The organism is Pseudomonas sp. Emmai, from assembly GCF_055179735.1.
Genome location: NZ_CM143685.1, coordinates 1,094,484 through 1,112,334, shown reverse-complemented (window position 1 = coordinate 1,112,334; position 17,851 = coordinate 1,094,484). Strand labels below are relative to the sequence as shown.

Sequence of the window (17,851 nt, the reverse complement as noted above, 5' to 3'; positions counted from 1 at the left end):
CCTCAGACGTCGGTCCCGAGGTGTCTACAACGCCATTTCCAGCTCGGACTCCTTGGCAAAACGGTGAACTTCACGTTGCCCGGCCGCAGTGATCTGCAAGGCCCGCGAATCATTGGGCAGCGTCAGCCAGCCGGACTGCATGAACAACTGCAACAACGCCGCGCCCAGTGAGCCGCCCAGGTGCGGACGGCGTTCACTCCAGTCAGGGCAGGCACAGGCGACTTGCCCGTTGCGGTGGGCCAGGGCCTGGATGAACACCCCTCGGTTGGCCAGTTGTGTAGAGCCTTTATAGGTGACGACGACGCGCTGATCGAACTGCTCGATCCAGCCGGCATCCAGCAAACGCTGATACAGGTCCGCCGCCAGCGTGCCACCCAGATGGTCATCGCACAGCCGCGCCTGCAACAGCGACGACGGTGCAGGCTGGCGCTTGCCCAGAGGGTTGCCGCGTTTGATCGTCTCCGGAATATCCCGCGGCTTGCTGGCCAGGGTCGCACTGGCCAGGGCCTCTACCGCGGCGCCGATTTCGGGCGCGGCCAGGCGGAAGAACCTTTTTCGCCCGCGCTCTTCGACTTTCAACAGACCTCCGGCGGACAAACGCCCCAGGTGTGCACTGGCCGAAGACGGCGACAGCCCGGCTGCCAGGGCCAGCTCTTCGGTATGCCGCGCCGAGCCATCCATCAAGGCCCACATCATTGCGCTGCGCTTGGGGTCAGCCAGCAACGTGGCGATCTGGCTGATGCAAGGTGCATGTTCCATGTATTCACTCCCTGTTGAATCGTTTCGTCTACTGCTCAGAGACATCTTGACCAGTAATGTGTCGTCGGCCAAGACGCAAAACTGTCTTGGACCGAGTCAGGCACGCCACCCACACAACGCGTTCTGTCGAACCACCCGGGCCGACTCCCGGGCAAGGACGACTGCAAGGTGAACGCGTCCGGGCCGGTTCGACGGTGCAGGTATGAGGCGGCGCTAGTATAAGCGGGTTGACCGTCGGATCCTGCCCTTGGGAGTTCGTGGGTGGTGATAGTTCCTGACAGAAATTTCGCTATTTACCTGCGACTAATGATCAGCCCCCGGTAACACTGGAAATTGACTACTCAACTGTGCGCATCGGCTGGCAAGCATTTCCCGCAAAAGGTTCACCGGCTTACTCAATTGCGCGCGATGGGCGCACAGCAAATTCAGCGGTGCGCGCTCACACAGCAACTCCGGCAACAGCACTTTCAAGCGACCGGCCAACACATCGGCCCCCACATCGAGCCAGGACTTGTAGGCGATCCCGGCCCCCGCCACCGCCCACAGGCGCACCACGTCGGCGTCATCGCTGAAGCGGTCGCCACTGACCGTCAGCCCGACTTCGCGCTTGCCATCATGGAAACTCCAGCGGTCATGCACCCGGCTGCCGAGCATGAACAGCAAGCAATTGTGCTGCGCCAGTTGCTCCAGCTGGCGGGGCTCGCCGTGCCGGGCCAGGTAAGCGGGCGACGCACAGAGCACGCGACGGTTCTGCGGGGCGATGGGCAGCGCCACCAGGCTCGAGTCTTCCGGTTCGCCGTAGCGCAGGGCGATGTCCACCGGTTGGCGAAACAGGTCGGCGATGCGATCGCCCAGCAACAAACGCACGGTCAGCTTCGGGTGCTCGCGCTGGAACTCATCCAGCCACGGCAGCAGCAGGTTGCGCCCGAAATCCGAAGGCGCCGACAGTTGCAACACACCGCTGACCTGATCCTGACCGCTGGCCAACAACCGTCGGCCCTCGTCCAGATTGCTCAGGGCCGCCCGGGCGTATTCCAGAAAGCCTTCGCCTTCGGCAGTCAGGCGCAAGCTGCGAGTGGAACGGGCCAGCAATCGGGCGCCGAGTTGCTGTTCGATACGCTTGAGCGCCGCACTGGCCACCGCCGCCGACATGTCCATCACCCGTGCCGCCGCCGACAGGCTACCCAGGTCCGCCGCCCGGACAAACAACTGCAAGTCGTCGAAACGCAGCATCTTCAGCCCCGATTATCAAAATAATATTGAAAGAGACTGCTCTTTTAGCGGGTTTTATCTTGCCGGGAAATAGCCAATCATCTGCCCCATCGAAAATCACTCAGCGTCAGGAGTCGAACATGTCCCAGCCTTTTACCGCCATCGCCACCCTCATCGCCAAACCCGGCCAGCAAGACGCTCTCGAACAGCACCTGCGGGCACTCATCGAGCCGACTCGCGCCGAGGCCGGTTGCGGTCAATACGATTTGCACCAGGACCTGGCCAACCCGCTGGGCTTCTACATGATCGAACAATGGAGTAGCGACGAGGCCCTGCAAGCCCACGACGCCAGCGCCCACGTCCAGAACTTCCGCGCCAGGGCCGGGGACTTTCTCGAACACTTCGAGCTCAAGCGCCTGCGCACCCTCGCCTGATTCCTTCCTTTATTACCTCTGGAGCCCTTCTTGATGAAAGCCATTGCCTACTACGCCTCCCTGCCGATCAGCGACGCCAACTCCCTGCAAGACATCGAACTGCCCGAACCGGTCGCCGGCCCGCGCGACCTGCTGGTGGAAGTCAAAGCCATCTCCGTCAACCCGGTGGACGCCAAGGTCCGGCAGAACGTCCAGCCTGAAGAAGGCGCGGCCAAAGTGCTGGGCTGGGACGTGGCCGGTGTGGTCAAGGCAGTGGGCAGCGACGTGACGCTGTTCAAGGCCGGCGACAAAGTGTTTTACGCCGGCTCCATCGCCCGTGCTGGTGGCAACAGCGAGTTGCATGTGGTGGACGAGCGGATCGTCGGGCACATGCCGAAAACCCTCGGCTTTGCCGAAGCGGCGGCACTGCCCCTGACCGCGATCACCGCGTGGGAATTGCTCTTTGAACGCCTGCAAGTGCGCGAAGGCAACACCGATGAAGGTCAGAGTTTGCTGATCGTGGGGGCTGCCGGCGGTGTGGGTTCGATCCTGACTCAACTGGCCCATCAGCTCACCGGGCTGAAAGTCATCGGCACCGCTTCCCGTCCGCAAACCCAGAGTTGGGTAAGTGAGTTGGGCGCCGACCTGGTGATTGATCACAGCCAGCCTTTGAGCGAAGCACTCAAGCGTGCGGGCGTTGCGCAGGTGACCCACGTTGCCAGTCTGACCCAGACCGATGCGCATCTGGATCAACTGGTCGAGGCCCTGGCGCCTCAAGGCAAATTGGCGCTGATCGATGATCCGAAAGCGCTGGACGTGACCAAGCTCAAGCGCAAGAGCCTTTCGTTGCACTGGGAGTTCATGTACACCCGCTCGCTGTTCGAGACCACGGACATGATCGAGCAACACAAACTGCTCAACCGCGTCGCGGAGCTGATCGACGCCGGCACCCTGAAGACCACGGTGGGCGAGCACTTCGGCACCATTAATGCGCAGAACCTGCGTCGCGCCCATGAACTGCTGGAGAGCGGCAAGTCCAAGGGCAAAATTGTATTAGAAGGTTTCTAAACATTTGCGCAGGAGCATGGCTTGCCCGCGATGGCGCCCTCTGAATCGCCATCGCGGGCAAGCCTTGCTCCTACAAAAGCAGTCTTGCACCGTCAGTCAGAGAGTTGACCGTTGTCATAATTGCGATCGTATTCGGGTCTACAATCGAAACCTCTGCGACACAGTCTTTTACTTAAGGAGGTCAGCAATGAAGATCCTGATAAAAGAAGTGGCAACATCCCAGTGGCAAGTCCGTCTGGACCAACACGCCGTCACCTTCCGCAGCGAAGCCGAAGCGCGCGCCTTCACCCGAACCCTGGAAGCGCGGCTACTCGCCCCTCATCAAATCCCCGACCGCCAGCAGCGTGCCGCTGGCTGAGTCCGCACTCACACTTCGGCTTGGGCCAGTGCCCGGGCATTTTGCAAACGCCGGGTGAGCATCGCCACGCTCACCACCAGAACTCCGCACAGGCTGATGACCATGGCCATCGGCATGGCGCTGCCATCGTGCAAGAAACCCACCAGTGATGCCGCCCCGGCGGCGATGCTGAATTGCAGGCACCCGAGCAGTGCCGACGCACTGCCGGCGCGGGCGCCCTGCCCGTTCATGGCGCAGGCCGAGGCGTTGGGCAGGATGCAACCGAGGCTGGCGATGCAGACAAACAATGGAATCAGCAGTGGCCATAGCTGTTCGGTGTGCATCGAGCTGACCGCCAGCAATGTCAGGCCCGCGCCCAGGTAAATCCACACGGTGCGTGCCAACAGGAACGCCGGCCCACGCTTGGCCAGCAGTCGCGCGTTGACCTGCGCCACTAGGATGAAGCCCGCCGCGTTGGTACCGAACAGCCAGCCGAAATGTTCGGCCGGCACGCCATACAGCTTGATGAAGACAAACGGCGAACCGGCGATGTAGGCAAACATCCCGGCGACAGCCAGACCGCCGGTCAGGGCGTGGCCGAGGTAGACCGGATCGGCCAGCAACCGGCCGTACTGACGCAATGCGCCTTTCAATGGTTGGCGCGGCACGTAGTCCGGCAGGCTTTCCGGCAAACCGAGGGCCACGGCCAGTGCGGCCAGGGCGCTGAACCCGGTCAGCACGAGGAAGATCGACTGCCAGCCCGTGGTGTTGACCAACAGCCCACCCAGCATCGGAGCCAGGATCGGCGCCAGGCCCATCACCAGCATCAGTTGCGAGAAGACTTTTGCCGAACCCACCGCATCGCATTTATCACTGACCACCGCCCGGGAAATCACCATCCCCGCGCAACCGCCCAGCGCCTGGATGAAGCGTGCGCCCATCAGCCATTCCAGGTTCGGCGCGAAGGCACAGGCAAGAGAGGCTGCGGTGAACAAGCCAACGCCAGTGAGCAACGGAATGCGCCGCCCGAACCGATCCGCCACCGGGCCGTAGAGCAGTTGACCAATGGACAAGCCGAGGAAATACGCGGCGAGGGTCATTTGCACGTGTTTTTCGTCGGTGCCGAATGACTGTGCGATCGCCGGGAACGCCGGCAAGTAGAAATCGATCGCCAGCGGACCGAAAGCGGTCAGGGCGCCAAGAATCAGAATGGTACGGAAGTTCATCAGGCATCCATTGGGCGTGGGTCGGCAGGCTCGACAGTCTAGCCGCGTGGGGACGCCTTGGACAATCCGATAGGTCGCTAACTATTAAAAACCGACGGATAAACACGCATTCGCTTCCGTAGGAGCAAGGCTTGCTCGCGAAGACGCCGGCACATTCGCATCGATGCCCCCTGATACACCGCGCCTCTGCTTCCGCTTCTGTAGGAGCAAAGCTTGCTCGCGAAAGCGGAGTGTCAGCCGACATTGATGTTGGATGTACCGGCCTCTTCGCGAGCAAGCTTTGCTCCTACAGAAGCAGGAGCAGAAGCAGAAGCAGGAGCAGAGGCGCGGCGTGTCAGGCGATATCAACGTTGGATGTGCCGGCCTCTTCGCGAGCAAGCTTTGCTCCTACAAAAGCAGAGGCGCGGTGTGTCAGGCGACTTTGGCGTCGTAGCCTTCTTCGGTGATGGCGGCGATGACTTGCTCGGCCGTCAATGCGCTTTCGACGCCAACTTCCTTCGCCGCCAGATCCACCCGCACACTGGCCGCCGGGTCCTTGGCTAGCAGGGCTTGGGTGATGTTCTTGACGCAGTGACCGCAGGACATGCCTTGAACGTTGAATACTTGCATGGTGTAACTCCTTTAGTGAGGTTGCGGGCAGTCTTGAGCTTGCCACCATGGCAAGGTCAAGTTCTGAAACAAACTGCCGGGCTGGCATTCGGCGTCGCGCTCGGCCAAGCTGCGTCATCAATGACCCGACCTCAGGAGATTCAGCCATGCGCTGGTCAGCTCTCAGCCTGTTTGGCTTCCTCAGCCTTTTCGCCGCCCTGCCCTCGGCCAATGCCGCCGGCGAGGATTACGGCGTACTGATCATTTCCCGCGAGCGCCTGGAAGTCGCGACCAATTGCGAGATCGGCGTGTACATCCAGGATCAACTGTCGGCGCGGCTGTTTCAGGAACAAAGCACCTCATTCAACCTGCCGCCGGGCAATGTGTCCCTGCGCCTGAAACTGCTGCCGGGCCAGGCGCCGGGCTGCAACGCAGGGGTGCTGGCGCCGGGCTCGCAAAACATCACGATCAAGGCCGGGGACGTGTTGAAGTTCCGGATTGCGATGACGCAGGAAGGGATGTCCCTGAAACCCGCCGCCCTCGAATACTGATCACCACCTGATCGACCGATCGTTCCCACGCTACGGATTGGGAATGCAGCCCGGGACGCTCCGCGTCCCAAAAGGCCGAACGCGGAGCGTCCGTTGAGGCATTCCCACGCACAGCGTGGGAACGATCAGGCGGTCATGCGGCGATCCATTGATCTGCGACATGGCGCTTGACCTTGCCCGCATGGCAAGGTTGATCCTGTAGGCACTTTCTACAGGGAGCGTGACCGATGTCCGAATCCACCACTTTCGATCTGCCGATTGCCGGCATGACCTGCGCCAGTTGCGCCGGGCGTGTCGAGCGTGCCTTGAGCAAAGTCATCGGCGCCAGCGCCGTCAGCGTCAACCTCGCCACCGAGCAGGCACGTGTCCAGGCCCCCAGCGACAGCTTGCCGGCGTTGATGGACGCGGTGCAGCAAGCCGGTTACAGCGTGCCACAGCACAGTCTGGAATTGAGCATCGACGGCATGACTTGCGCCTCCTGCGTAGGTCGGGTCGAACGCGCCCTGACCAAGGTGCCGGGGGTGAAAAGCGCCAGCGTCAACCTGGCCAATGAACGTGCCCACCTCGAATTGCTCGGCCAGATCGATCCACAAACCCTGATCGCCGCCGTGACCAAGGCTGGCTACAACGCCAGCGTCTTTGAAATCGAACACCCCACCGACAATCAACACATCCGCCTCAAACGCGAGCGCTGGATCCTGCTTGCGGCCATCGCCCTCGCCTTGCCGCTGGTGTTGCCGATGCTGCTGCAACCCTTCGGCGTGCACTGGATGCTCCCGGCCTGGGCGCAATTTGCGTTGGCCACGCCGGTGCAGTTCATCTTCGGCGCACGTTTTTACGTTGCAGCCTGGAAAGCCGTGCGCGCTGGGGCTGGCAACATGGATTTGCTCGTCGCGCTGGGCACCAGCGCCGGTTATGGCTTGAGTCTTTATGAATGGGCGACTGCCGCCGGGCGCATGCCGCATCTGTATTTCGAAGCGTCGGCAGTGGTGATTGCGCTGGTGCTGCTGGGCAAATACCTGGAAAGCCGCGCCAAGCGCCAGACTGCCAGCGCCATCCGCGCCCTCGAAGCCTTGCGTCCGGAACGGGCGATTCAGGTGATCGATGGGCGCGAACAAGACGTCGCCATCAGCGCCTTGCGCCTGAATGACCTGGTGATGGTCAAACCCGGCGAGCGTTTCCCGGTGGACGGCGAAGTGGTCGAAGGCCAGAGCCACGCCGACGAAGCGCTGATCAGCGGCGAAAGCCTGCCGGTGCCGAAACAACCCGGCGACAAAGTCACCGGCGGCGCAATCAACGGCGAAGGCCGCTTGCTGGTGCGCACCCTGGCCCTCGGCGCAGAAACCGTGCTCGCCCGCATCATTCGTCTGGTGGAAGACGCCCAGGCCGCGAAAGCGCCGATCCAGAAACTGGTGGATAAAGTCAGCCAGGTGTTCGTGCCGACCGTTTTGGTGTTGGCCCTGGCGACGTTGATCGGTTGGTGGCTATACGGCGCGCCGATTGAAACCGCGCTGATCAATGCCGTCGCCGTGCTGGTGATCGCCTGCCCTTGCGCCCTGGGCCTGGCCACGCCGACCGCGATCATGGCCGGCACTGGCGTGGCGGCGCGCTACGGGATTTTGATCAAGGACGCCGAAGCGCTGGAACGCGCCCATGAAGTCAGCGCCGTGGTGTTCGACAAGACTGGCACCCTGACCTCTGGCGCTCCGCGCATTGCGCATTTGAGTGCGCTCGACGGTGACGAAGCCGCCCTGCTGCAAAGGGCTGGCGCGCTGCAACGGGGCAGCGAACATCCTTTGGCCAAGGCTGTGCTGGATGCCTGTGCTGAGCGCAGGTTGGACGTGGCGGATGTCAGCGACAGCCAGTCCCTGACCGGACGCGGCATTGCCGGAACGCTCGACGGTCGTCGGCTGGCGCTGGGCAATCGACGTCTGTTGGAAGAAAGCGCGTTGAACGCCGGGGTACTCGCCGACTCCGCAAAAGCCTGGGAAACCGAAGGCCGGACCCTGTCCTGGCTGATCGAGCAAAGCCCCGAACCCCGGGTCCTCGGCCTGTTCGCCTTCGGCGACACCCTCAAACCTGGCGCCCTGCAAGCGGTGCAGCAACTCAACGCGCGCAACATCAGTAGCCACCTGCTGACCGGCGACAACCGGGGCAGCGCCAAAGTCGTCGCCGAGGCACTGGGCATCACCGATGTTCACGCCGAAGTCCTGCCGGCGGACAAAGCCGCCACCGTCGCCGAGCTGAAGAAAACCGGCGTGGTGGCGATGGTCGGCGACGGCATCAACGACGCCCCGGCCCTGGCGGCGGCGGACATCGGCATCGCCATGGGCGGCGGCACCGACGTGGCGATGCACGCTGCCGGGATCACCCTGATGCGCGGTGATCCACGGCTGGTGCCGGCGGCGCTGGAGATCAGCCGCAAGACCTACGCGAAGATCCGCCAGAACCTGTTCTGGGCCTTCGTCTATAACCTGATCGGCATTCCGCTGGCGGCGTTCGGCTTCCTCAACCCGGTACTGGCCGGCGCGGCCATGGCGTTGTCGAGCGTCAGCGTGGTGAGCAATGCGCTACTGTTGAAAACCTGGAAACCCAAGGATCTGGAGGACAACCGATGAACATCGGCCAAGCGGCCCGCCACAGTGGCCTGAGCGCGAAGATGATTCGTTATTACGAGTCCATCGGCCTGCTCAAGGCGGCCCATCGCACCGACAGCGGCTACCGGGTGTACGGCGATGACGACCTGCATACGCTGGCGTTTATCAAGCGCTCCCGGGACCTGGGCTTTTCCCTGGAAGAGGTCGGCAAGTTGCTGACCCTGTGGCAGGACCGCCAGCGCGCCAGCGCCGACGTGAAGGCCCTGGCCCGTCAGCACATCGACGAGCTGAACCAGAAGATCCGCGAACTCGGCCAGTTGCGCGACACCTTGCAGGACCTGGTCGAGCACTGCCACGGCGACCACCGCCCCGACTGCCCGATCCTCAAGGAGCTGGCGTCGGGTTGCTGCGCCGAACCTGCCCGCGCCTGACGGACACCCCCTTCACCACCAGCAACGTGGTGAGGGGAATGCCGTGGAACAATGCCACCACCGCACCCGGCGTCCACCAGGCGTAGAACGGCGCGGCGATCAGCATGCCGATGCCGAACCCGGTCATTTGCAGCAAGGTCAGGAAGCTGAAGATCGGCAGGCGCAGGTGCTCCGGCTCCCGTTGCAGGCGCGACATCAAACCGACTTCGGAAAACCCGTCGCCCAGTCCGGCCGGCAATGAGAACAGCAGCAAACCGACGAGCGTCTGCTGCTGGAACATCAGGATGAAGCCGCAGGACATCAACAGCACGCCGTAGAAAAAGCGCCGCTCCAGGTTGATGTTGTCCGAGCCCTTGAGGCGACTGGCGATCCGCGCACCGATCAGTTTGCCGCTGGCCCACACCGCCAGCATCAGGCCCAGCGTGGTGCTGGCCGATTCCGGCGTCAGCCGCCGCGAGATGATCGGTAAACCGACGTTATGCGCCGCACTGCCCAAGGTATCCGCCATGGCCACCGCGAGCATCGCCGCCAATACCGGAGCGCTGCGCAGGCCTTGCAGCAACGCCGACCATTCCCCGCGCTCGCTTTTTGATTCAGTGCTCGTGGCGGCCGCGCGAAACCGCAACGGCACAATCAACAACGCCGCCAGCAGATACGTGACCACGTTCAGCGCAAACACCGCTTCAAAGCCAAACGCCGCAACGACCAGCCCCGCCACCAGACTGCCACCGACCATGGCAATCGACGCCGCCGAGGTGATCCAGGCGTTGGTCTTGAGCAAGTGTTCACGATCGATCAGGTTCGGCAACTGGCTGTTGAGGCCGATGGCGAACATCGAATTGCCAAAGCCCAGGCCGAAGGCGATCACCGGCAGCAGCAACGCTTGCTGGGTCACCGGCAGAATCAGCAGCAAACCGAGCACCCCGGCGCGCAACAAATCGAAGGCAATCAGCGGCAGGCGGCCGGCCACGCGACGGTAGAACGGAGTGCCAATCAAACTGGCAAAAATCCCTCCGGCCACGCGGCTGGCGAGGAAAATCGCCACGCTCATGGCGCTGTTGCTCAGGACATAGACGTAAGTGGCCAGGGCGACCATGTTGAGGAACGCGCCGAAGTCGGAGATCAGGCGGGCTGTGATGATCAGGTGGGCGTTGCGGGTGGAGTTCACATTCAATCCTTGAGTGTGTTGGCGTCGACGACACGATATGTGTTTGTCTGGTTTGACGCCATCGCGGGCAAGCCTTGCTCCGGGTTTGCGCAGACCGGGATATCCCATACGACGCCTAACCCTGTAGGAGCAAGGCTTGCCCGCGATGCAGACGCCACGGTCTCAAAAACACAGTCCCACAAAAAACCCGGCTTAAGCCGGGTTTTTTGTTAACCGATCACTGCATCCAGGGTGGAGGCGGCTCTTCGGTTTTGCCCGGTGGCGCGTCGTCAGCCGCGCGCACCGCTTGCTTGCGCTCTTCATCCAGGCGTGCCGCCTCGATTTCGCGGATGACGCCGCCCACATCGGCCAGCTCTTCCGGTTCATCGAACTCGCCGGTCAAGATGCTCGCCGGGTGCAAGGTGCCGGCTTCGTACAGGGCCCACATTTCCTTGGCGTACTTGGTCTTCTTCAACTCCGGCGCAAACCGCCCGAAGTAAGAGGCCATGTTGCCCACGTCCCGCTCCAGCATGGTGAACGCGTGGTTGTTACCCGCCGCGTCCACTGCCTGAGGCAGGTCGATGATCACCGGGCCGGTCGGGGTCAACAGCACGTTGAACTCCGAGAGGTCGCCGTGCACCAGACCGGTACACAACATCAGCACGATCTGCGAGATCAGGAACGTGTGGTATTCACGGGCCTGGTCCGGTTCCAGCACCACGTCGTTCAGACGCGGCGCGGCATCGCCGTATTCGTCGGCCACCAACTCCATCAGCAGTACGCCTTCGAGGAAGTCATACGGCTTGGGCACCCGCACACCGGCACCGGCCAGACGAAACAGGGCCGCCACTTCGGCGTTCTGCCAGGCGTCCTCGGTTTCTTTCTTGCCGAACTTGGAGCCCTTGGCCATCGCCCGAGCCTGTCGGCTGTTGCGTACCTTGCGGCCTTCCTGATACTCGGCCGCCTGGCGGAAACTGCGTTTATTCGCCTCCTTGTAGACCTTCGCGCAACGTAGCTCGTTACCGCAGCGCACCACATAAACAGCTGCTTCTTTACCACTCATGAGTGGGCGCAGCACCTCGTCGACCAGACCGTCCTCGATCAGGGGTTCAATGCGTTTTGGAGTCTTCATCAGCTTTTATTGTGGGTCCTTTATTACCAAACACGCGAAAGTCATTCGTTATACGGCAATCCTCGCGCCTCGGGGAGGGGTTGCCGACCTATGAACATTGCAGATGCACACAATGTGCCGGATTTTTCCGGCAAATCCGCCGCCGCTCAACGACCGTTGGAGATCATAGCCGAGCCGCCGGCACTTGTTGGCGAAGGGATGCAAGGGCATTTACGACAGAAGCTGACATCCGTATTCCTTCTATTTGTCGGATTTTTCTCAAGGAGCCTCAATTTCCCCTTTTTTCGGCCGAAGTCCTCAGAGAGAAAAGGATTTGTCCGACAATCGTCCTGACCAAAAAGACGAGGCCGTACTCAAGGAACCGAGTCCCTCTACACCGTTTTCGGCTGCCAATAATCCGCGAGTCATCTGCACTGCGTGGGCCAACAAGAAAATCTGGAGCGCGGATGAACATCAAACAGAAGTTGACTTGGGCGTTTGCAATCATCGCCTGCTTGCCGGTGGTGCTGGTCGCCACCCTGGTCGTGCTGAACTTGCGCAGCGAGGCCAAAGACGATTTCGTCGACGGTAGCGGCCGCGAGATTCGCCAGGTCAGCAATGCCATGCAGCTGTTCTTCGACGGCATCAGCCAGAACGTCGATTACCTGGCGTCGCAACCGCTGATCAAGAACACCGACGACAGCCTCAAGACCTACATGGCCGCCAACGCCGAGTCCATTCCCCAGGGCGAGATGGACAAAAAGGTCTTCGCGTTCCTCCAGGACCTGGGCAACAGCCATCCGTCCTACGCGTATGCCATCGTCGGCACCGCCGCCGGCGGTTATGTGTCCTGGCCGGATGACGCAAAACTGAACAATTACGACCCGCGCCAGCGCCCCTGGTACAAGGCTGCGCAGGCCAAGCCCGGCAAGCCGTTCCGCACCGAGGCCTACTATTGGGCCCAGGACGACGCGACGTACGTCAGCACCGTGCGCACCATCGATAACAAGTTGGGCAGCAACGGCGGCGTGGTCAGCATCGACGTGACGCTCAAGCAGCTCACCGAAATCGTCAAACAGATCAAACTCGGCGAAACCGGCTACCTGATGCTGCTGGAAAACAGCGGCACCGTGCTGGTCGATCCGAAACAGCCGGAGCACAACTTCAAGGCCCTGGGCAGCCTCGGCGAGGGCTATGCGCAACTGGCCAAGGCCGGCAAAGGCCTGGTGGAAGTCGAGTTGAATGGCGAGCGCTACATGGCCAACGTCTGGCCGTCGGAGCAACTGGGCTGGACCTTTATCGGCCTGATCAAGCAAGCCGATGTGATGAGCTCCGCTACTCAGCTAACTTGGTTGATCGCGGGCATTGCCGGGGTACTGGCGGTGTTCTTCGCCATCGTCGGCGCCAGTTTCGCCCGTGTCATCGTGCGGCCAATCAGCAGCGTGGCCAGCGGTCTGGAAGGCATCGCCCAGGGCGAAGGCGACCTGACCAAGAACCTGGAAATCCGTGGCAGCGACGAAACCGCGCAACTGGCCAGCTGGTTCAACCAGTTCCTGTCGGCGATCCGTAACCTGATTCAAAACATCGGCGGCGCCGCCAACAGAATCCTCGCCACCTCCCAGAGCTCGACCCGGGTTTCCAGCGATATGGCCGAAGCCGCCGGGCGCCAGCGCGAGGCGGTGGACATGGTGTCCACGGCGTTCCACGAAATGGTCGCCACCGCCAACGAAGTCGCCCGTTCGTGCAGCCAGGCCGCCGAGTCGGCCGACAGTGGCCAACGCCAGGCGCGCGAAGGTCAGCAGCAGATTGATGCCGCGGTGACCAGCGTCGATCGCCTGAGTCAGGAAATCGAATCGTCAGCGCAGTCGATGCAGCAACTGGAACGCGACAGCAATGACATTCAGTCGATTCTCGGGACGATTCGCTCGATTGCCGAACAGACCAACCTGTTGGCGCTGAACGCGGCGATTGAGGCGGCGCGGGCCGGTGAACAAGGTCGTGGGTTTGCGGTGGTGGCGGATGAAGTTCGCGCCCTGGCCAAACGCACGGCCGATTCCACGGCAGAAATCGACGGTTTGCTCGGCACCCTCGCCAAGCGCACCAGCCAGGTCACGCAGCAGATGCACGCGAGCCTGGAAGTGTCGCAGCAGTCGGTGACGCGCATTGGCGAAGCGCGCAGCAGCTTCGGGCTGATTCGTGAGTCGGTGGATGTGATTCGCGACATGAACACGCAGATTGCGACCGCGGCGGAAGAACAGCATCAGGTGGCGGAAGACATCAATCGGCACATCAGCCAGATTCATGGTGATGCGCAGTTGGTGGCGGAACTGGCGAACTCGGCACGCCTGGATTCCCAGAGTTTGGCCGGGTTGTCGAATGAGCTGGATGGGTTGGTTCGTCGGTTCAGGACTTGATCCGCACCGATACCTGTGGCGAGGGAGCTTGCTCCCGCTCGGCTGCGAAGCAGTCGCAAACCGGAAAACGCGAAATACCTGATACACCGCGTTGACCGAATTGGGACCGCTTCGCGCTCCAGCGGGAGCAAGCTCCCTCGCCACAATTAATGCCGAAACAATTCCCCCGGGGTAAACCCGAACAATCCCTTGAACGCCGCAATAAACGCCGACGTCGAGTCATACCCGCAAGCCAGCGCCGCATTGGTCACGCTGTCGCCCTCCTCCAGCAAACTCAGCGACGACAGCAGCCGCGCACGCTGACGCCAGCCGCGAAAGCTCAACCCGGTTTCGCGCTGAAACAGCCGCATTAACGTTTTCTCCGACGTGCCCAAGCGCCCCGCCCACGCGTGCAACGTCACGTTCAGCTCCGGATTCTCGATCAGCTCGTTGCACAACCCGAGCAAGCGTTCATGCCGGGGCAGCGGCAGCGAGAACTCGACTTCCGGCAGATTCGCCAACTGATCCAGCAACACATTCACCAGCCGCGCTTCCTGGCTGTCGCCCTGGGGATATTCCACCGGCAACAGGCAAAAACTCTTGATCAGTTCCCGGGCCAGGGGCGTCACTTCGAGCACCCGGCAACGCCCGTCCGCCCAGGCGCAATCTTCACGTCGCACATACAGGCTGCGCATCTCGGCGCGCATCGAGGTCACCACCTGGTGTTCGAGATCGGCGGGAATCCAGATGCCCCACTGCGGCGGCGCGAAGAAACTGCCCTCGGCGGTGTGCACACCGAGCACGCCACTGATGGCGTAAGAAAACTGCACCCAATCGTGGCGATGGGGCGGCGTCCATGAGCCGGCGTTGAGGCTTTCGGCGCGAGCGAACAAGGGCCGTGGCAACGCCGTGAGAGCGGGGATGGAGCGTTCGAGGGAAAGTTGTCCGTTGGACGTCATTGCGGGGCCTTGTGTCGCGGTGTAGTGGTCTAATTTCCCCGGACACCCCGATAGGTGGAAAATGCATCTATCGAGGAGTTTTTCATGACCGACAAACGCAGAACATTCGACGACAGCTTCAAGCTGCAAGTCGTGAAGATGATCAAGGATCAGGGGTTGACCGTTCCACAGGTCTGCCGGGATTTAAATCTTGGTGAGACGGCCGTTCGACGCTGGGTGCAACAGTACGAGGCTGAGCAACTGGGACAAACCGGAATCGGTAAACCGTTGACCGCTGAACAGCAGCGCATCCGGCAGTTGGAGCAAGAGAACCGGCAGCTCAAGATGGATAACGACATCTTAAAAAAGGCTACCGCCTTCTTTGCCCGCGAGCTGAAGTAACGTATCGACTGGTTCGGCAGCTGCAACAGAAGGCGTATTCGGTGGCGTATGTCTGCCGTTTATTGAGCATCAGTCGATCCGGCTTCTACGAAGCCCAAAAACGCGCTGAAGCGCCTATTCGGCAGAGCTGTCCTGTCGTTGTGCAACTCAAGGCATCGTTTGCTGCAAGTGGTGGCTGCTACGGTAGCCGCCCGTTGCGTGATGCTTTGCGCGACAAAGGTATGGCTGTCGGTCTTTATAAAATCCGTCGTTTAATGCGTGCTAACGGTCTGCGTTCGGCCTGGAAGCGCAAGTTTGTGCACACGACCGATAGCAACCATGACTTGCCGATTGCAGAGAATATATTGAACCGTCAGTTTGACCCTACGGCGCCAAACAAGGCTTGGGTGGCTGACATAACCTACATCCGCACCCGCAGTGGCTGGTTGTACCTGGCGGTGGTATTGGACTTGTTTTCCCGCAAGATAGTGGGCTGGGCCATGGCCCCGAACATGCCGGCAGAGCTGGTGTGTAGCGCGATGCAGTTGGCCATCGCTCAGCGCCAGCCGCCACCAGGGCTGATAGCTCACTCAGACCGTGGCAGCCAATACGCGAGCGCCAGTTACAGAGCGTTGCTGGCGCGAAACAACATGCAGCAGAGCATGAGCCGTAAAGGTAACTGCTGGGACAACGCGGTGATGGAACGCTTCTTCCTGAGCTTGAAAATGGAGCGGGTATGGCGACGTGATTATGCCAACCATGGTGAAGCTATCCGCGACATAACTGAGTACATCGTTGGGTTTTACAACAACGAACGGTTGCACTCAAAACTGGGGTATCTGCCGCCGACTGCCTACGAGCGGGCGATGGCGTCGAAACCACCTATCGAGGTGTCCGGAATTAGTTGACCACCACACGGGGCGGCAGATAGGGCCGACGTTAGGCCAACTCTTGCCTCCTGACAAACACAATCCTCCAAGGTGGAGCGAACCTTTGTGGCGAGGGGCTTGCCTGTGGCGAGGGAGCTTGCTCCCGCTGGGTCGCGAAGCGGCCCCTCTTTTAAGGGGACCGCTGCGCAGTCCAGCGGGAGCAAGCTCCCTCGCCACAGAAGCCCTAACCCACATTAGATTGCGACGGCCTTAGCGCTCGATGATCGCCGTAACCCCCTGCCCACCCGCCGCACAAATCGAGATCAACCCGCGCCCCTTGCCCGCCGCATCCAGCAACTTCGCCAGGTTGGCGACGATGCGCCCGCCCGTCGCGGCAAACGGGTGCCCGGCGGCCAGTGAACTGCCCTTGACGTTGAGGCGGCTGCGGTCGATGGAGCCCAGCGGCGCGTCGAGGCCGAGGCGGGTTTTGCAGTATTGCGGGTCTTCCCAGGCTTTCAGCGTGCACAGCACTTGCGCGGCGAAGGCTTCGTGGATTTCGTAGTAGTCGAAGTCCTGCAAGGTCAGGCCATTGCGCGCCAGCAAGCGCGGCACCGCATACACCGGCGCCATCAGCAGGCCTTCGGCGCCGTTGACGAAATCCACCGCCGCCGCTTCGCCATCGCGCAAATAGGCGAGGATCGGCAAGCCGCGTTCCTTGGCCCATTCCTCACTGCCCAACAACACCAGCGAGGCACCGTCGGTGAGCGGCGTGGAGTTGCCTGCGGTCATGGTGCCCTTGGCGCTTTTCTCGAACGCCGGTTTGAGCGAGGCGAGTTTTTCCAGGGTCAGGTCCGGGCGCAGGTTGTTGTCGCGGTTCAGGCCGAGGAACGGCGTCATCAGGTCGTTGTGCCAGCCTTCGGCGTAGGACGCGGCGAGTTTCTGATGGCTTTCGAGGGCCAGTTGGTCCTGCTCGGCCCGGGGGATGTTCCAGGTCTGGGCCATCAACTCGCAATGCTCGCCCATGGACAGGCCCGTGCGCGGTTCGCCGTTGCGCGGGAACTCGGGGATCAGGTGGCCGGGACGCAGTTGCAGAAAGGTTTTCAGTTTGTCGCCGGTGGTCTTGGCGCGGTTGGCTTGCAGGAGGATTTTGCGCAGGCCTTCATTGATGCCGATTGGCGCGTCGGACGTGGTGTCGACACCGCCGGCAATGCCGCACTCGATCTGACCGAGGGCGATTTTGTTGGCCACCAGCAGCGCCGCTTCCAGACCGGTGCCGCAGGCTTGCTGGATGTCGTAGGCCGGGGTGGTCGGCGACAGCCGCGAGCCGAGCACGCATTCGCGGGTCAGGTTGAAATCCCGGGAATGCTTGAGCACCGCCCCCGCCGCCACTTCGCCCATGCGCAAACCGTGCAGGTTGAAGCGTTCGATCAAACCTTCGAGCGCTGCGGTGAGCATCGCCTGGTTACTGGCGGTGGCGTACGGCCCGTTGGAACGGGCGAAAGGGATACGGTTACCGCCAATGATCGCGACGCGGCGCAGCTGAGTCATGAAATGCTCCTTTCCAAATATTCAAATATGAATGCGATCCACTGTGGGAACGGGTGGCCTGTGGCGAGGGGGCTTGCCCCCGTTGGGTCGCGAAGCGCCCCCAAACCCGTAATCGCGATACATCAAATACACCGCAGGGGATGGTTTTCCGACTGCTTCGCAGCCGAACGGGGGCAAGCCACCCTCGCCACACAAGCTCCCTCGCCACAGGTTCTGCATTTCCCCGAAAGTCCTGCTACACATCAATCACCTGTGTTCTAGCGTAGGCCTTATCTCGTGGAT

The 17,851-nt window shown here is 61.7% G+C and carries 17 protein-coding genes and 1 pseudogene; 10 read left to right on the top strand and 8 right to left on the bottom strand.

Translation table 11 applies throughout. The features are described 5' to 3' along the window. Nucleotides 1–24 precede the first annotated feature (24 nt). The gene (locus ACY4LX_RS04870) at nucleotides 25–759 is read right to left on the bottom strand and encodes an ArsR/SmtB family transcription factor (RefSeq protein ID WP_149660721.1); all 735 of its coding nucleotides are present in this window, start codon (nucleotides 757–759) and stop codon (nucleotides 25–27) included. Between the two features lie 303 nt (nucleotides 760–1,062). Next, a complete protein-coding gene (locus ACY4LX_RS04865) occupies nucleotides 1,063–1,992 on the bottom strand; it encodes a LysR family transcriptional regulator (RefSeq protein WP_149660720.1) in 930 nt (309 codons plus the stop codon). 119 nt (nucleotides 1,993–2,111) lie between these two features. On the opposite strand from ACY4LX_RS04865, the gene ACY4LX_RS04860 reads away from it, so the two are divergent. The 3 genes from ACY4LX_RS04860 to ACY4LX_RS04850 all read left to right on the top strand — a co-directional run bounded on the left by ACY4LX_RS04860 (nucleotide 2,112) and on the right by ACY4LX_RS04850 (nucleotide 3,810). Beyond that, entirely contained in the window at nucleotides 2,112–2,405 is a 294-nt protein-coding gene (locus tag ACY4LX_RS04860; protein WP_463259319.1) for a putative quinol monooxygenase, read from the top strand. Nucleotides 2,406–2,438: 33 nt separating this feature from the next. Next, complete coding sequence (locus ACY4LX_RS04855) at nucleotides 2,439–3,452, top strand: zinc-binding alcohol dehydrogenase family protein (RefSeq protein WP_463259318.1); 1,014 nt, start codon at nucleotides 2,439–2,441, stop codon at nucleotides 3,450–3,452. Nucleotides 3,453–3,639: 187 nt separating this feature from the next. Beyond that, nucleotides 3,640–3,810, top strand: a complete 171-nt coding sequence (locus ACY4LX_RS04850) for a hypothetical protein (protein WP_177332684.1) — start codon at nucleotides 3,640–3,642, stop codon at nucleotides 3,808–3,810. A gap of 8 nt (nucleotides 3,811–3,818) precedes the next feature. Here ACY4LX_RS04850 and ACY4LX_RS04845 read toward each other — a convergent pair whose 3' ends face one another. Together ACY4LX_RS04845 and ACY4LX_RS04840 are read right to left on the bottom strand one after the other, a co-directional pair. Next, nucleotides 3,819–5,015 carry a multidrug effflux MFS transporter gene (locus ACY4LX_RS04845; protein WP_149660717.1) on the bottom strand — a complete coding sequence of 399 codons (1,197 nt, stop codon included), beginning with the start codon at nucleotides 5,013–5,015 and terminating at the stop codon, nucleotides 3,819–3,821. A gap of 411 nt (nucleotides 5,016–5,426) precedes the next feature. Beyond that, nucleotides 5,427–5,624 carry a heavy-metal-associated domain-containing protein gene (locus tag ACY4LX_RS04840; RefSeq protein ID WP_463259317.1) on the bottom strand — a complete coding sequence of 66 codons (198 nt, stop codon included), beginning with the start codon at nucleotides 5,622–5,624 and terminating at the stop codon, nucleotides 5,427–5,429. A 146-nt stretch (nucleotides 5,625–5,770) separates the two neighbouring features. Here ACY4LX_RS04840 and ACY4LX_RS04835 point away from each other — a divergent pair, with 146 nt between their 5' ends. The 3 genes from ACY4LX_RS04835 (at nucleotide 5,771) to cueR (ending at nucleotide 9,182) form a co-directional block, all read left to right on the top strand. Next, complete coding sequence (locus ACY4LX_RS04835) at nucleotides 5,771–6,154, top strand: hypothetical protein (RefSeq protein ID WP_463259316.1); 384 nt, start codon at nucleotides 5,771–5,773, stop codon at nucleotides 6,152–6,154. Between the two features lie 227 nt (nucleotides 6,155–6,381). Further along, nucleotides 6,382–8,772 carry a heavy metal translocating P-type ATPase gene (locus tag ACY4LX_RS04830; RefSeq protein WP_463259315.1) on the top strand — a complete coding sequence of 797 codons (2,391 nt, stop codon included), beginning with the start codon at nucleotides 6,382–6,384 and terminating at the stop codon, nucleotides 8,770–8,772. After that, nucleotides 8,769–9,182: a Cu(I)-responsive transcriptional regulator gene (cueR, locus tag ACY4LX_RS04825; protein ID WP_054043982.1), complete on the top strand. Its 414-nt coding sequence runs from the start codon at nucleotides 8,769–8,771 to the stop codon at nucleotides 9,180–9,182. The genes ACY4LX_RS04830 and cueR overlap by 4 nt, the downstream gene beginning before the upstream one ends. On the opposite strand, the gene ACY4LX_RS04820 is transcribed toward cueR, so the two are convergent. Both ACY4LX_RS04820 and ACY4LX_RS04815 read right to left on the bottom strand, forming a co-directional pair. Then, complete coding sequence (locus tag ACY4LX_RS04820; RefSeq protein WP_463259314.1) at nucleotides 9,136–10,350, bottom strand: MFS transporter; 1,215 nt, start codon at nucleotides 10,348–10,350, stop codon at nucleotides 9,136–9,138. The genes cueR and ACY4LX_RS04820 overlap by 47 nt on opposite strands. A 217-nt stretch (nucleotides 10,351–10,567) precedes the next feature. Beyond that, nucleotides 10,568–11,461, bottom strand: a complete 894-nt coding sequence (locus ACY4LX_RS04815; protein WP_133839310.1) for a PA4780 family RIO1-like protein kinase — start codon at nucleotides 11,459–11,461, stop codon at nucleotides 10,568–10,570. A gap of 90 nt (nucleotides 11,462–11,551) precedes the next feature. Here ACY4LX_RS04815 and ACY4LX_RS04810 point away from each other — a divergent pair, with 90 nt between their 5' ends. The 3 genes and pseudogenes from ACY4LX_RS04810 to ACY4LX_RS04800 all read left to right on the top strand — a co-directional run bounded on the left by ACY4LX_RS04810 (nucleotide 11,552) and on the right by ACY4LX_RS04800 (nucleotide 13,854). Continuing rightward, nucleotides 11,552–11,794 (top strand): hypothetical protein, encoded by a 243-nt coding sequence (locus ACY4LX_RS04810; protein ID WP_149660711.1) that lies wholly within the window; start codon nucleotides 11,552–11,554, stop codon nucleotides 11,792–11,794. A 113-nt stretch (nucleotides 11,795–11,907) separates the two neighbouring features. After that, nucleotides 11,908–12,996, top strand: a pseudogene (locus tag ACY4LX_RS04805) (cache domain-containing protein); the annotation flags it as partial. 90 nt (nucleotides 12,997–13,086) lie between these two features. After that, on the top strand, nucleotides 13,087–13,854 hold the full coding sequence (locus tag ACY4LX_RS04800; RefSeq protein WP_463260562.1) for a methyl-accepting chemotaxis protein: 768 nt from the start codon (nucleotides 13,087–13,089) through the stop codon (nucleotides 13,852–13,854). A 146-nt stretch (nucleotides 13,855–14,000) separates the two neighbouring features. Here ACY4LX_RS04800 and ACY4LX_RS04795 read toward each other — a convergent pair whose 3' ends face one another. Next, nucleotides 14,001–14,792 (bottom strand): AraC family transcriptional regulator, encoded by a 792-nt coding sequence (locus ACY4LX_RS04795; RefSeq protein ID WP_463259313.1) that lies wholly within the window; start codon nucleotides 14,790–14,792, stop codon nucleotides 14,001–14,003. A gap of 84 nt (nucleotides 14,793–14,876) precedes the next feature. Here ACY4LX_RS04795 and ACY4LX_RS04790 point away from each other — a divergent pair. Further along, nucleotides 14,877–16,060, top strand: a protein-coding gene (locus ACY4LX_RS04790) for an IS3 family transposase (RefSeq protein WP_463257837.1) whose coding sequence is annotated in 2 segments (ribosomal slippage) — nucleotides 14,877–15,141 and nucleotides 15,141–16,060 — 1,185 coding nt in all. Because the reading frame shifts where the segments join, the coding sequence is not laid out codon by codon here. Nucleotides 16,061–16,291: 231 nt separating this feature from the next. Here ACY4LX_RS04790 and ACY4LX_RS04785 read toward each other — a convergent pair. Next, complete coding sequence (locus ACY4LX_RS04785; RefSeq protein WP_463259312.1) at nucleotides 16,292–17,569, bottom strand: acetyl-CoA C-acetyltransferase; 1,278 nt, start codon at nucleotides 17,567–17,569, stop codon at nucleotides 16,292–16,294. Nucleotides 17,570–17,851 lie beyond the last annotated feature (282 nt).

What these genes read in the sequence shown, in the direction of transcription:
- ACY4LX_RS04870 (WP_149660721.1), bottom strand. Translation starts at nt 759, where the DNA reads ATGGAACATGCACCTTGCATCAGCCAGATCGCCACGTTGCTGGCTGAC.
- ACY4LX_RS04865 (WP_149660720.1), bottom strand. Translation starts at nt 1,992, where the DNA reads ATGCTGCGTTTCGACGACTTGCAGTTGTTTGTCCGGGCGGCGGACCTG.
- ACY4LX_RS04860 (WP_463259319.1), top strand. Translation starts at nt 2,112, where the DNA reads ATGTCCCAGCCTTTTACCGCCATCGCCACCCTCATCGCCAAACCCGGC.
- ACY4LX_RS04855 (WP_463259318.1), top strand. Translation starts at nt 2,439, where the DNA reads ATGAAAGCCATTGCCTACTACGCCTCCCTGCCGATCAGCGACGCCAAC.
- ACY4LX_RS04850 (WP_177332684.1), top strand. Translation starts at nt 3,640, where the DNA reads ATGAAGATCCTGATAAAAGAAGTGGCAACATCCCAGTGGCAAGTCCGT.
- ACY4LX_RS04845 (WP_149660717.1), bottom strand. Translation starts at nt 5,015, where the DNA reads ATGAACTTCCGTACCATTCTGATTCTTGGCGCCCTGACCGCTTTCGGT.
- ACY4LX_RS04840 (WP_463259317.1), bottom strand. Translation starts at nt 5,624, where the DNA reads ATGCAAGTATTCAACGTTCAAGGCATGTCCTGCGGTCACTGCGTCAAG.
- ACY4LX_RS04835 (WP_463259316.1), top strand. Translation starts at nt 5,771, where the DNA reads ATGCGCTGGTCAGCTCTCAGCCTGTTTGGCTTCCTCAGCCTTTTCGCC.
- ACY4LX_RS04830 (WP_463259315.1), top strand. Translation starts at nt 6,382, where the DNA reads ATGTCCGAATCCACCACTTTCGATCTGCCGATTGCCGGCATGACCTGC.
- cueR (WP_054043982.1), top strand. Translation starts at nt 8,769, where the DNA reads ATGAACATCGGCCAAGCGGCCCGCCACAGTGGCCTGAGCGCGAAGATG.
- ACY4LX_RS04815 (WP_133839310.1), bottom strand. Translation starts at nt 11,461, where the DNA reads ATGAAGACTCCAAAACGCATTGAACCCCTGATCGAGGACGGTCTGGTC.
- ACY4LX_RS04810 (WP_149660711.1), top strand. Translation starts at nt 11,552, where the DNA reads ATGAACATTGCAGATGCACACAATGTGCCGGATTTTTCCGGCAAATCC.
- ACY4LX_RS04800 (WP_463260562.1), top strand. Translation starts at nt 13,087, where the DNA reads ATGGCCGAAGCCGCCGGGCGCCAGCGCGAGGCGGTGGACATGGTGTCC.
- ACY4LX_RS04795 (WP_463259313.1), bottom strand. Translation starts at nt 14,792, where the DNA reads ATGACGTCCAACGGACAACTTTCCCTCGAACGCTCCATCCCCGCTCTC.
- ACY4LX_RS04785 (WP_463259312.1), bottom strand. Translation starts at nt 17,569, where the DNA reads ATGACTCAGCTGCGCCGCGTCGCGATCATTGGCGGTAACCGTATCCCT.